The organism is Bradyrhizobium sp. SHOUNA76 (assembly GCF_023006445.1).
Lineage (GTDB): Bacteria > Pseudomonadota > Alphaproteobacteria > Rhizobiales > Xanthobacteraceae > Bradyrhizobium.
Genome location: NZ_JALBHA010000172.1, coordinates 1 through 11,396, shown reverse-complemented (window position 1 = coordinate 11,396; position 11,396 = coordinate 1). Strand labels below are relative to the sequence as shown.

Below are 11,396 nucleotides of genomic sequence, written 5' to 3'. Positions count from 1 at the left end.
CGTCGACAAGGTGAAGCAGGTCGCCAAATCCGCCGCCGACGTCTTCAGCCGCGTGCCCTGCCTGCCGCCGAAGGGGGGCTCGAAGGCGATGGGCACGCTGCCGCATGTCGCAAGCAAGCTCGTCGCCGGCCAACCCGTCGTCATCGTCGCGTTCGGCTCGTCGTCGACCGCGGGCTTCGGCGCGAGCTCGCCGGAGTTCAATTATCCGAACCGTCTCGCCGCGCAGCTGCACCGGCACTATCCGACCGCCGACATCACCGTCGTCAATGCCGGCGTCGGCGGCGAGGACGCGCCCGAGATGATGAAGCGCCTGCAGACGCAGGTCATCGACGTGCATCCGGATCTCGTGATCTGGCAGGTCGGCACCAACGCCGTGCTGCGCAATCTCGATCCCGGCGACACCGCAAAACTGGTCGAGGACGGCATCAGCCGCATCCAGGCCGCCGGCGGCACCGATATCGTGCTGGTCGATCCGCAATATTCGCCGGCCGTCAACCAGCGCAAGGAGAGCGCCGGCAAGATGATCAAGCTGCTCGGCAACGTCGCTGAGCTCCGCCACGTCGGCATCTTTCCCCGCTTCGAGGTGATGCGTGACTGGCACGAGAACCAATCGATTCCGGTCGAGAGCTTCGTGATCGCCGACGGCCTGCACATGAACGATTGGGGCTATGCCTGCTTCGCCCAGCTGCTCGGCGACGACATCATCCGCTCCGTCGGCCAGATCAAGCTCGGAGTGAACGCGCCGGCGGACGTGCGGACCTATCGGCCGATGTAACTGGAAGCGAATGGGGAATTGCGAATAGCGAATGGGGATTTCCATTCGCCATTCGCTACTCGCCCCTCAGGCCTTCTCCAGCGCCGCCGTCAGATCCTCGATCAGATCATCCGCATGCTCGAGTCCCGCGGAGAAGCGGATGAAGCCTTCGCCGATGCCGAGGGCGGCGCGGTCTTCGGGCTTCAGGCGCTGATGCGTCGTGGTCGCCGGATGCGTGACGAGGCTCTTGGCGTCGCCGAGATTGTTCGAGATCCTCGCAAGCTTGAGCTCGTTGAGCACGCGGAACGCAGCCTGCTTGCCGCCCTTGACCTCGAAGCCGACCAGGGTCGAGCCGCCGCGCATCTGCTTCTTCACCAGCGCCGCCTGCGGATGATCGGCGCGGCCGGGATAAACCAGCCGTGCGATCTTCGGATGGCTCGCCAGCACCTCGGCGATCCGTGCCGCGGTATCCGTCTGCGCGCGCACGCGCACGCCGAGCGTCTCCAGGCCCTTGAGCAGGACCCAGGCGTTGAACGGCGAGATCGACGGGCCGGTCTGGCGCATGAAATTGTGGATGTGCTCGGCGATGAAGGCTTCCGAGGACAGGATGACGCCGCCGAGGCAGCGGCCCTGGCCGTCGATATGCTTGGTCGCGGAATAGACCACGACGTCGGCGCCGAGTGCGAGCGGGCTCTGCCAGATGGGGGTTGCGAACACGTTGTCGACGATGAGCCGCGCGCCGCCCTTGTGCGCGATCTCTGCGATGCCGGGAATGTCGAGCACATCGAGCGTCGGGTTAGTCGGGCTCTCCAGGAAGAACGTCTTGGTGTTCGGCCGCACCGCGCGCTGCCACTGGTCGAGGTCGAGCCCGTCGACCAGCGTGGTCTCGATGCCGTAGCGCGGCAAGAGGTCCTGCACGACGTAGAGGCACGAGCCGAACAGCGCCCGCGAGGCCACGACGTGATCGCCGGCCTTGAGCGGCGCCAGGATCGCGGTCGTCACCGCGGCCATGCCTGTTGCCGCCGAGCGGGCCGCCTCGGCGCCCTCGAGCTCGATCATGCGGCGCTCGAACATCGCGATGGTCGGGTTGGAGTAGCGCGAATAGATGAAGCCCGGATCCTCGCCCTTGAACCGCGCCTCGCACTCCTCGGCGCTGTTGTAGACGTAGCCCTGGGTCAGGAACAGCGACTCCGACGTCTCGCCATATTGCGAGCGCAGGGTGCCGGAATGGACCAGGCGGGTTTCGGGACGGTAGTTGGTGGTCGACTTCGACATAGGTACCTCCGACATGACCGCCTCGTCGAAAACGGTCACAAAAAAACCGGCCTGGATATCTCCACGGGCCGGGATCACAGAGGTCCCCGGCCTGTTTAGCGACTTATTTAACGTGGCTGCAAGCCGGCCGGCTCAAATCACCACGGGATAAGTGATGCTCATATTCCGCAATGCCCTTTCCGTCAAGGCGTCCATCGGATAGCCGTAAAAGGCTTGTATTTTCCGCATGTCCGGATGCATTTGACCCCTGATGAGGATCCCCGGTTGACGTTTACGGTCGCGCCAGACGCCAATGGTATCCTGCCCGACCGCATGATCGCGGCGATGGCGGACGCGGGGCTTATCCTGCCCGCCTACGACTTCGTCGAGAGCCAGATCCAGCCGGCGAGCCTCGACTTGCGTCTCGGCGACATCGCTTACCGCGTCCGCGCCAGCTTCCTGCCCGGTCCCGGAGCCACGGTGGCCGAGCGCATCGACGAATTGAAGCTGCACGAGTTCAGCCTCGCCGACGGCGCGGTGCTGGAGACGAACTGCGTCTATATCGTGCCGCTGCTGGAGAGCCTCGCGCTGCCGCCGGAGATCGTCGCGGCCGCGAACCCGAAGAGCTCCACCGGCCGGCTCGACGTCTTCACCCGCGTGATCGCCGACGGCACCCGCCGCTTCGACATGATCGGCGCCGGTTATCACGGCCCGCTCTATGCCGAGATCAGCCCGAAGACGTTTCCGGTGCTGGTCAGCGAGGGCTCGCGCCTGAGCCAGGTGCGCTTCCGCACCGGTGACGCCATCCTCAACGCCGACGAGCTCGATGGCTTGCATGCCGCCGAGCGCCTCGTCGACATCGACGATGCCGATCTGTCCGGCGGCGTCGCCGTCTCCGTCGACCTGTCCGGTGAGAGAGCGAACGGCTTCGTCGGCTATCGCGCCAAGCGCCACACCGGCGTCGTCGACGTCGATCGTCGCTCCGGGTACTCGGTCGAGGACTTCTGGGAGCCCATCTCGGCGCGTCCCGACGGCAGCCTGATCCTCGATCCCGGCGAGTTCTATATCCTTGCCTCGAAGGAAGCCGTGCAGGTGCCGCCCGATTACGCCGCGGAGATGGTGCCGTTCGATCCCTTGGTCGGCGAATTCCGCGTGCACTATGCCGGATTCTTCGATCCCGGCTTCGGCTATGCCGGCGCCGGCGGATTGGGATCGCGTGCTGTGCTCGAAGTGCGCTCGCGCGAAGTGCCGTTCATTCTCGAGCACGGCCAGATCGTCGGCCGGCTCGTCTACGAGAAGATGCTGGCGCGCCCCGACGCGATGTACGGCCAGCGCATCGGTTCCAATTACCAGGCTCAAGGCCTCAAACTATCGAAGCATTTCCGGGTGTAGCGGCACATTCTACTGTCATGCCCCGGCTCGACCGGGGCATCCAGTACGCCGCGGCTTATCGGATCAATCACCACGGCCTCTGGAATACTGGATCGCCCGATCAAGTCGGGCGATGACATCGGTGTGTCAGGGTGCGAAGTGAAATCCGGGCTACGAGGTGACCAGATGAGCAATCAATCCGAGCTCGACGCAAAGATCGCCGAAGACGTCGCGGACGCGCTGATCTATTCGGATCGCTCCGGCACGATCATGCGCTGGAACCGTGCGGCGACGGCGCTGTTCGGCTTCTCCGCTGCGGAAGCGCTCGGCCAGAACCTGGACCTGATCATTCCCGAACATCTGCGCGCTGCGCACTGGAAGGGCTTCGAGGCCGCGCTCGCCAGCGGCACGATGAAGCTTGCGGGCAAGCCGACGCTGACCCGCGCGCAGCACAAGAGCGGACGCAAGCTCTACATCGAGATGACCTTCGCGCTGGTGCGCGATTCCGGCGGCAACGTTCTGGGATCTGTGGCGATGGCGCGCGACGTCACCGAACGGGTCGAGCGAGAGCGCGGCGCCAAGACGGCACCGCCGCAAACTTCGTGATGCGGAATTGGCGGGCGGTCGCGCAGGGCGCCCTGCTTGGACGTCATGTTGCTTGCCAGAAGGTGCGGTGACACACTCGATCAAAACAACGATCGGGAGCGAACATGACCGCGGCATCGGACCTCGCGCAGGAAGCTCAATGGAAGCGCTGGCGCGCGGTCGCGGACCTCTACCATGCCTACTTCACCGGCCTCATCCTCACCGTCGTCACGCGGCGCGGACCTGCGGATGCCGCCGAGTTCGTCTTCCGCGTATTTCGCCGCCAGCAGCAGGAGCGCTTCCTGCCGGGCTTGCAAAAGCTCGGCCTCAGTCGCCTGCCGCCGGCGGTGGCGGCCGCGCAATATCACTACCTCTCCAACTGGATCGGCGGCGTGCATGTCGAATACATGTATGAGAGCGACACCAAGGCCTGGATCCGCTATCCGCCGCCGCGCTGGATCTGGAAGGGCACGGCGATCTGCGGCGTCCCGGGCGAGGTTTCCCGCGCGATGCTGCGCGGCTGGCACGCGAATAATGGCGTCGCCCTCGGCGATCTCCGTCTTGGCTTCGTCTGCACCAAGCAGAGCGTCGATGGCCAGGACGGGCTCGAAGGCTACTATCATCAATACGACCATCCGCTAGAACTCGATCAGCGCCTGGTGTTCGCGCGGCATCTGGAAGCGCCATTGTTTGACGCCAAGACCGCGCCGGCGCTGCCGGTCGCCAGTTGGCCGAAGCCGCGTCTGGAGAAAGCCTATCGCAACTACGCGATGGAATATGTGCGCACCGCCGCGCCCGTGATGGTGCAGCTGTTCGGCCCGGAAGACGCCGGCTATCTGCTGCACCTCACCGGCAAGCTGATCGGCATGCAATACTTTGACGAAGTCGCAGCCGCGCTGGCGATGAGCCGCGGCGGGGCAGGCGAGTTCGCATCGTTCCTGGGCGCGCTGTTCGCCGCGCAGGACGACGCGACGGAGACCGCGCAATCCGAAGGCAGCTTCGAAATCCGCCAGCAGAGCTGGAAACTGATGGATGACGTCACGGACTATCACCCCGCCTGCGCCAGGGTGCTGGAGGGATTGTTCGAAGGCCTGGCTGCGGGATGCGGGCGGCATATCGGCGTGCATCTGCGCCCATCCGCAGGCGGCCGCCCGCCGCTGGTGTGGACGATCGAATAGCTCCACCCATCGAAATGCGCTGCCGCAGGGCACGCCTGCATCTGGCGCAGGAGCAATCGCTCCGCGCCGTGCTAACAAGCTCTCAACGCGCCCTGCGCGCGAAGAAATTTATTGTCACACCTACGCATTGCCGCGCCGCAAAGAGCGCTCATGCCCCGGAGAGGATATGTCCGACATCGCCGAAATCCCGGTCGATGAGCAAGAGCGTCCGCTGCCGCCGCCTCCGCAGCCGATGCGAAGCGCGCTGACCGACGGGCCGATCCTGCGCACGCTGCTCGGCCTCGCCTGGCCCAACGTGATCGCACTGTCGGCCGGCACCTGCACGGTGATCGCGGAGACCTCCTATATCGGCCGGCTCGGCGTCGAGGCGCTGGCGGCGATGGCGCTGGTGTTTCCGACCGTGATCCTGACCATGACGATGTCGGGCGGCGCCATGGGCGGTGCGGTGGCTTCCGCCATTGCTCGCGCGCTCGGTGCAGGCGATCGCGAACGGGCCGGCACGCTTGCCGCGCACGCAATGCTGATCGGAATCGGCTTCGGCGTCGTCTTCATGCTGGGCATGTTGATCTTCGGGCCCCGGGTGCTCGAAATGCTCGGCGGCCGCGGCGATGTGCTGACCCATGCGGTTGCGTATACGCAGGTGTTTTTCGGCGGCGCCGTGCTGCCCTGGCTGCTCAACACCATGGCCGGCGTGCTGCGCGGCACCGGCAACATGAAGCTGCCGTCGTTCCTGATCCTCAACTCCGCGGCGTGGCAGATCGTGCTCGGCGGCACGCTCGGTCTCGGCCTCGGACCGGTGCCGCAGTTCGGCATGCGCGGCGTCGCGGCCGGCGCGCTGATCGCCTATTCCATGAACATCTGCATCATGGGCTGGTACCTGTTCTCCGGCCGCGCGCGTGTCACGCCGAAGCTGCGCGGCCTGCGCATCCAATGGGTAATGTTGTTCGACATCCTCAAGGTCGGCGCCATCGCCTGCTTCTCGCCGCTGCAATCGGTGCTCACGATCTCGATCTTCACCCACATGCTGGCGACGTTCGGCACCGCGATCCTCGCCGGCTACGGCATCGGCGCGCGCCTCGAATTTCTGCTGACCTCGATCGCGTTCTCGTTTGGCATCGCCTGCGTGCCGATGGTCGGGATGGCGATCGGCGCGGGCAACATCGCGCGGGCCCGGCGCGTCGCCTGGATCGCCAGTGCAGCTGCCTTCGTCGCCGTCGGCGCGCCGGCCTGCGTCGTTGCGATGTTCCCCGATCTCTGGATCAACATCTTCACCGACAGCGCGGCCGTGCGCGCGGCAAGCCATCAATATCTCTCGACGGTCGGACCGTTCTACGCGTTTTTCGGCATTGCCACGACGATGTATTTCTCGTCGCAGGGCGCCGCCAAGGTGATCGGGCCGGTGCTGGCGCAGACGGCGCGGCTGATCTACATCTCCGCCGTCGGCTGGTGGCTGTCGACCCATGAAGCCACCGCGCAGAGTTTTTTCTGGCTGGCTGCGAGCTCGATGGTCGTGCTCGGCCTGCTCTCATCCTCCAGCGTCTTGCTGACGCGCTGGGGACCGCGCGCGAGCAAGGCTGCGATCAGACCAGCTCTGTCCGGCGCCGCCGATTAGCGATGCCTGTGGCGGCGATGGCCGCCGCCGCCGACATTGGCGAGCCGCATCAGCTGCGGGATCATCGCCATCATGTCGCCGCCACCGGCACCACCGAGCATGCCCATGATGTCGCCGCCGCCCATGCCGCCGAGCCCGGTCGGCATATAAGCGCCTCCGCCCATCGGCGTGTAGCCGCCGTAATTCGGCGCGCCGAAGCCGCCGCCGAGAGTGCCGCCGCCGAGCCCATTGAGACCGCCGCCGCCCATCATGCCTCCGAGCCCACCGCCGCCATTCTCCATCATGCGGCTCATCATCGGGCCCATGGTCTGCATCATCATGGCGAAGCGGCGCTTGCCCATCTTCGCCTTCATCATCTCAAGCATCGGCGCCATCTGGGTCATCATGTCCTCGCCGCCGGTGCCGCCTCCACCGCCGAACCCTGCAAGCTGCGCCTTCGCCGGCGTGCTCGCGACGGAAAACAGCAGCAGCACAGCCGCCGCCTGGCAGATCACCTTGTCCGCACCTCTCATGGCATGCTCCTCGCGTGCGCAGCGCCGCCGGGAGAGCGGAGCCAACCGGACGCACGCGGGCATGATTGCTGACGGCGAGGGCGGAGCTCTGTGAGAAAATTCACAGAGGCGGATCAGCCTGCGGGCGGAAACGCCCGGTGTATCGCCACCACGGCCTCCTTGGTCTGCCCCTGAACGTAGGGCGCAAGCTCGTTCGGCAGCATGTCGATGGTCCAGACCAGGCGGCATCGCGTCTCACCGTCGGCAATCACCTGCACCGAGGCGCTGTAGTGCTTCAGTCGCTCGTTGTTGATGGCGTAGACGAGGCGCTGCCGCGCATCGTCGCAATCGACCAGCACCTCGCGGGCCACCGACCCGTTGGCGAAGGTGACGATGCGCGCATCGCCCTCGAGCGTGCAGGCCGTGACGAATCCGGGCGCCAGCCGCTGATGCAGCGCGCCGAAGTCGCGCACCGCGTCCCAGACGTCGCGCGCCGGGGCGTTGATGAGGATGTCGTTGTGGATGGAGGCCATGGGAGTTTCCTCAAATGCAGTCTTGTAGGGTGGGCAAAGGCGCGTAGCGCCGTGCCCACCATTTGGATCGATGCGGGCGGTCGGTGGGCACGCTTCGCTTTGCCCACCCTACAAGGTCTCGTGAACGGCTGACGGCTCAGCTACAAACCGCCTCGACATTGTTGCCGTCGGGGTCGATCAAAAACGCCGCGTAATAGGTCGGGCTGTAATCCTTGCGCGGACCCGCACCGCCATTGTCGCGGCCGCCGCTGTTCAGGCCTTCGCTGTGAAATGCCTTCACTGCGTCATGGTCCTTGGCACGAAACGCAATGTGCGCGCCGTCGGCGTTACGGCCCTTGTTCAGGTGTAGCCACAGCGCCGGCTCGCCCTTGGGGCCGAAGCCGGCATAACCGTCGCCGCTGGAGCACAGGACGTAGCCGAGCGGCGCCAGCACCGCGGTGTAGAAGCGCGTCGCGGCGTCGAGATCGGCAACGCGAAGTCCGATGTGGTCGTACATGTTCGTCTCCATTTGCAAAGCGCGCCGTGAATGGCGCGCGCCGGAGACGAAGCTAGTCGGGGAAGGGCGGGCGGCTCTTGGAGAATCTTGCGCTCGGAACCCGGCTAGTTCGCCGGCGCCTCCGATTGCCACCGGATCACCCGCTTCAGGTGAGAGACCTGAACCCACATGTTCGTTCCAATCACACTGACCGTTGCGACGATCAGCGCCGTGAGCTTTTGCGGGTCATGAAGGGCGAGAACGAGCAGGAACGCGGACAGGGCCGCCGTCACGCCGAAGCTGAACCAGAGCCCGATCAGGCGCGGTGCGAACCAGGCCGGCTGACCGTCAGTGCCCCATTGCATCGGAATCCTGCGCGAGGTGATCTGGCGGCCATAATAGACGGCGCAGCCGGCGATGAAGGCAAGACCGACGGCAAGCGCGATCAGTGTGGCGCCAATCACCTCACTCGGGGCACTGTTCATCTGCCGGCTCGCCGCCTCGAACGGACGTTGATTCGCCCTTTGGTTGTACTATCGCGCAACGTACCGCGAGCGCCAGTGCGTCGCGCCTGTCTGGTCAACAGACGGTTACCTGCGATGCGGGCCGACCTGTCTCAGTTGAGGACGAGACGTTCGGCGAAGATCCCGCGCTCCCCCTTCGAGGCCTGGCGAAATTTGGTCGGCGACACGCCGGCGGCGCGGTGGAAGGTGCGAACGAAGTTGGAGAGATCGCCGAAGCCGACGTCATAGGCGACATCGGTGACCGCGATGTCGTCGTCAGCGAGCAGCCGTGCCGCGTGCCGCAGCCGCGAGCGCACGAGATATTGATGCGGGGTGACGCCGAGCACGCTCGAGAACAGTCGCAGGAAGTGAAACGGGCTGAGCCTCGCCTGCTTTGCCGCCTGTTCGAGATCGACCTCGGCATGCGAGTTGTCGTCGATCCACAGCGCGGCCTCGACTGCGCGGCGGCGGTCGCGCGCATTGGGCGTGGCCGGCTTGCGCGCCGTGCCCGAGACCCCATCGACGAAGCGGCCGGCCAGGATCGGGCCGACCTCGTCGAGGCCGATGTCGCTGTTGCCATCTGCCGCCGTCTGGGCGAGCTCGCCCAGCACCATCAATTCGGGCAGCGGCGGCGTGGCGCCGACCCGCCAGATCTCGCGCCGCCCACCGAGTGCATCGACCATGTCCTCGCTGAGGAAGAACCCCAGGCAGACATCGCCGCTGACATGCTCATGCGTGCAGGTGTATTCCTCGCCGGGCGCGCCGACCAGCATCGAGCCCGCCACCAGCTCGAAGAATCCGGCGCGGCAACGGCAGCCAAAGCTGCCCGAGCGGACATAGGCGATGGAATGCCCGGTGCGGCATTCGGCAAACGGCGTATCGTCTGGTCCCGCATCGCAGCGAAACTCGAAGGCCGTGATCGATTGTGACGTCAGCAGCGCGGTCGCGTCCATCCCGCCTATCTAGGCATGATCCGGACAAGTGTGTAGCGGTTGTCCGACAAGATCATGCCCAAAAAACAAAGCCCAAAAAACAAAGCTAAGGTGCGATCAGATCGCGCCTTAGCCAGGCGCGCGCGGCGGAGCAACGGGCAGCAGCACCTCGAACAGCGTCTTGCTGGCGACGGGATGGGCGCCCTCCAGCGCCAGCAGCCGCCGCTTGGAGATCACCCCGCCGTAAGGCGACAGCCGGTCGGTGTAATTGCCGGCCTCCAGCACCCGGTGGCAGGGCACGACCAGCATGTAGGGATTTTTTGCGATCGCCTGCGCCACCGAATGCGCCGCGCCCGAGGCGCCCAGCGCCCTGGCGACCTCATGATAGGTACGCGTTTCCCCGCGCGGAATCGAGCAGGTGAACTCATAGACGCGCCGATTGAAGCCGGGCACGCCGCCGGCATCCAGGCTGACGTCGGAAAAATCGGGATCGCGGCCTTGCAGCAGGCCCACGATGCCCTCGATCGCAAGCTCGGCATTTTCGGACGGCCGCTGCTCGCGCGCCTCGGGATGGATTTGAAAAATCCGGCGGCGGGTGTCGATCTCCCGCGCCTCCGGCAATTGCACGGCGACCACGCCGGTGCTGCTCCAGATGATGCCGCAGCGCCCGATTGCCGTGTCGAATATCGAATAGCCACGCCCCACCATGCACACGCCCCACTCAGTGCACGTCTCTCCCCAGACACGAGATCATAACACCGCCACAATCCGGCGCACTCAAAATCTTACTGAAAAGTTAAGGAGCGTCGGGCCGAATGCGCCAAACCGCTTGGCGGGAAGCGCCGTCTCGGCTAATCAGAACGGGCGTGACCAGCGCATCCGCGGGCGTAGTTCAATGGTAGAACGGCAGCTTCCCAAGCTGCATACGAGGGTTCGATTCCCTTCGCCCGCTCCAGGTTTTCGGCCCGGCCGGTCTGCGGAATGTCGTAGGCTGAGGTTATGGTCAGGACGCTCGAACAAGCCATCGCGCAAATCTCCCAGCTGCCGGCCGCCGATCAGGAAGAGATCGGCCGGAAATTGCTTTCGCATGTCGAAAAGCTCAACGCTCTTCGATCTGAAATTGATCGGGGCATCCGTTCGCTCGATGCCGGCAAGGGTGAGGCCCTGAATATGGAAGAGTTCCTGCGCGAAAAGATTTCGCGACGTGGTGGAGCATAGGCGTCCAGTCATTTGGTCGCCGGAAGCGCTTCGCTCCGGCCTCGGTCATCGAGGCCATTTTTTCCGACGATAGGGACGATAGGAATGGGTAGCAGAGCGGAGGGCGCCGAAGGCCTCGCTTGTCCACTGAGCCCACGGCGAGCGTCTGCTCCGCAAAGATTCTAATATGTTAGCCTGTCACTCCCGGCATGCCCGCCTCGTCCGCCCTAAGCTTATGTCGCTCGGTGGATGCGGACCCTGCGCCGGGCGATATCTGGAAGAGGGCCATGGACCAGCAGAAACTCGACCGTGCGATCGGTCGTCGCTTGAAGACGTTGAGGACGCAGGCGGGCATGACGTTGAACGAACTTGCAGGCCGCTCCGGCGTCAGCCGGGCCATGATCGGGCGGGTGGAGCGGGCGCAGAGCAGTGCGACGGCGGCTCTGCTCAACAAGCTCTGTGCGGCGCTCGACGTCACGCTCAGCGACGTCGTCGCGCTCGCGGAGAAGCC

14 protein-coding genes, 1 tRNA gene and 1 riboswitch are annotated in these 11,396 nt (G+C 65.3%); of the genes, 8 read left to right on the top strand and 7 right to left on the bottom strand.

The window, feature by feature from the left end:
- Positions 1–775: SGNH/GDSL hydrolase family protein (locus MOV74_RS18985; protein ID WP_246925529.1), on the top strand; the 775-nt coding region annotated here is incomplete at its 5' end.
- A gap of 66 nt (positions 776–841) precedes the next feature.
- Here the strand turns inward: MOV74_RS18985 and MOV74_RS18980 are convergent.
- Positions 842–2,029, bottom strand: a complete 1,188-nt coding sequence (locus tag MOV74_RS18980; RefSeq protein ID WP_246925532.1) for an O-succinylhomoserine sulfhydrylase — start codon at positions 2,027–2,029, stop codon at positions 842–844.
- A gap of 74 nt (positions 2,030–2,103) precedes the next feature.
- Positions 2,104–2,183, bottom strand: a riboswitch (SAM riboswitch).
- 80 nt (positions 2,184–2,263) lie between these two features.
- On the opposite strand from MOV74_RS18980, the gene MOV74_RS18975 reads away from it, so the two are divergent.
- The 4 genes from MOV74_RS18975 to MOV74_RS18960 all read left to right on the top strand — a co-directional run bounded on the left by MOV74_RS18975 (position 2,264) and on the right by MOV74_RS18960 (position 6,754).
- Positions 2,264–3,400: a 2'-deoxycytidine 5'-triphosphate deaminase gene (locus MOV74_RS18975; RefSeq protein ID WP_404979155.1), complete on the top strand. Its 1,137-nt coding sequence runs from the start codon at positions 2,264–2,266 to the stop codon at positions 3,398–3,400.
- Between the two features lie 165 nt (positions 3,401–3,565).
- Positions 3,566–3,985, top strand: a complete 420-nt coding sequence (locus tag MOV74_RS18970) for a PAS domain S-box protein (RefSeq protein ID WP_246925522.1) — start codon at positions 3,566–3,568, stop codon at positions 3,983–3,985.
- A 104-nt stretch (positions 3,986–4,089) separates the two neighbouring features.
- On the top strand, positions 4,090–5,142 hold the full coding sequence (locus MOV74_RS18965; RefSeq protein WP_246925519.1) for a hypothetical protein: 1,053 nt from the start codon (positions 4,090–4,092) through the stop codon (positions 5,140–5,142).
- A gap of 166 nt (positions 5,143–5,308) precedes the next feature.
- The gene (locus MOV74_RS18960) at positions 5,309–6,754 is read left to right on the top strand and encodes an MATE family efflux transporter (RefSeq protein WP_246925516.1); all 1,446 of its coding nucleotides are present in this window, start codon (positions 5,309–5,311) and stop codon (positions 6,752–6,754) included.
- Here the strand turns inward: MOV74_RS18960 and MOV74_RS18955 are convergent.
- From MOV74_RS18955 to MOV74_RS18930, 6 genes are all read right to left on the bottom strand, one after another.
- Positions 6,751–7,266 (bottom strand): hypothetical protein, encoded by a 516-nt coding sequence (locus MOV74_RS18955; RefSeq protein WP_246925514.1) that lies wholly within the window; start codon positions 7,264–7,266, stop codon positions 6,751–6,753. The two genes, MOV74_RS18960 and MOV74_RS18955, sit on opposite strands and share 4 nt — an antisense overlap.
- 113 nt (positions 7,267–7,379) lie before the next feature.
- Positions 7,380–7,778 (bottom strand): SRPBCC family protein, encoded by a 399-nt coding sequence (locus tag MOV74_RS18950; RefSeq protein ID WP_246925511.1) that lies wholly within the window; start codon positions 7,776–7,778, stop codon positions 7,380–7,382.
- A 136-nt stretch (positions 7,779–7,914) separates the two neighbouring features.
- Entirely contained in the window at positions 7,915–8,274 is a 360-nt protein-coding gene (locus MOV74_RS18945) for a VOC family protein (RefSeq protein ID WP_246925509.1), read from the bottom strand.
- A 104-nt stretch (positions 8,275–8,378) separates the two neighbouring features.
- On the bottom strand, positions 8,379–8,738 hold the full coding sequence (locus tag MOV74_RS18940) for a hypothetical protein (protein ID WP_246925507.1): 360 nt from the start codon (positions 8,736–8,738) through the stop codon (positions 8,379–8,381).
- 131 nt (positions 8,739–8,869) lie between these two features.
- Positions 8,870–9,709, bottom strand: a complete 840-nt coding sequence (locus MOV74_RS18935; protein ID WP_246925505.1) for a helix-turn-helix transcriptional regulator — start codon at positions 9,707–9,709, stop codon at positions 8,870–8,872.
- 108 nt (positions 9,710–9,817) lie between these two features.
- Positions 9,818–10,396, bottom strand: coding sequence for a methylated-DNA--[protein]-cysteine S-methyltransferase (locus MOV74_RS18930; protein ID WP_246925503.1), 579 nt, complete (start codon positions 10,394–10,396; stop codon positions 9,818–9,820).
- 173 nt (positions 10,397–10,569) lie between these two features.
- Between MOV74_RS18930 and MOV74_RS18925 the strand changes: the two genes are divergently transcribed.
- The 3 genes from MOV74_RS18925 to MOV74_RS18915 form a co-directional block, all read left to right on the top strand.
- A tRNA-Gly gene (locus MOV74_RS18925) sits at positions 10,570–10,643 on the top strand.
- A 44-nt stretch (positions 10,644–10,687) separates the two neighbouring features.
- The gene (locus MOV74_RS18920; protein WP_246925501.1) at positions 10,688–10,906 is read left to right on the top strand and encodes a hypothetical protein; all 219 of its coding nucleotides are present in this window, start codon (positions 10,688–10,690) and stop codon (positions 10,904–10,906) included.
- 266 nt (positions 10,907–11,172) lie between these two features.
- Positions 11,173–11,396 (top strand): helix-turn-helix domain-containing protein (locus tag MOV74_RS18915; protein ID WP_246925499.1); only part of this gene is annotated, 224 nt, incomplete at its 3' end.

Excerpts from the sequence above, each read along its gene's own strand:
- MOV74_RS18980 (WP_246925532.1), bottom strand. The coding sequence starts at position 2,029 with ATGTCGAAGTCGACCACCAACTACCGTCCCGAAACCCGCCTGGTCCAT.
- MOV74_RS18975 (WP_404979155.1), top strand. The coding sequence starts at position 2,264 with ATGCATTTGACCCCTGATGAGGATCCCCGGTTGACGTTTACGGTCGCG.
- MOV74_RS18970 (WP_246925522.1), top strand. The coding sequence starts at position 3,566 with ATGAGCAATCAATCCGAGCTCGACGCAAAGATCGCCGAAGACGTCGCG.
- MOV74_RS18965 (WP_246925519.1), top strand. The coding sequence starts at position 4,090 with ATGACCGCGGCATCGGACCTCGCGCAGGAAGCTCAATGGAAGCGCTGG.
- MOV74_RS18960 (WP_246925516.1), top strand. The coding sequence starts at position 5,309 with ATGTCCGACATCGCCGAAATCCCGGTCGATGAGCAAGAGCGTCCGCTG.
- MOV74_RS18955 (WP_246925514.1), bottom strand. The coding sequence starts at position 7,266 with ATGAGAGGTGCGGACAAGGTGATCTGCCAGGCGGCGGCTGTGCTGCTG.
- MOV74_RS18950 (WP_246925511.1), bottom strand. The coding sequence starts at position 7,778 with ATGGCCTCCATCCACAACGACATCCTCATCAACGCCCCGGCGCGCGAC.
- MOV74_RS18945 (WP_246925509.1), bottom strand. The coding sequence starts at position 8,274 with ATGTACGACCACATCGGACTTCGCGTTGCCGATCTCGACGCCGCGACG.
- MOV74_RS18940 (WP_246925507.1), bottom strand. The coding sequence starts at position 8,738 with ATGAACAGTGCCCCGAGTGAGGTGATTGGCGCCACACTGATCGCGCTT.
- MOV74_RS18935 (WP_246925505.1), bottom strand. The coding sequence starts at position 9,709 with ATGGACGCGACCGCGCTGCTGACGTCACAATCGATCACGGCCTTCGAG.
- MOV74_RS18930 (WP_246925503.1), bottom strand. The coding sequence starts at position 10,396 with ATGGTGGGGCGTGGCTATTCGATATTCGACACGGCAATCGGGCGCTGC.
- MOV74_RS18920 (WP_246925501.1), top strand. The coding sequence starts at position 10,688 with ATGGTCAGGACGCTCGAACAAGCCATCGCGCAAATCTCCCAGCTGCCG.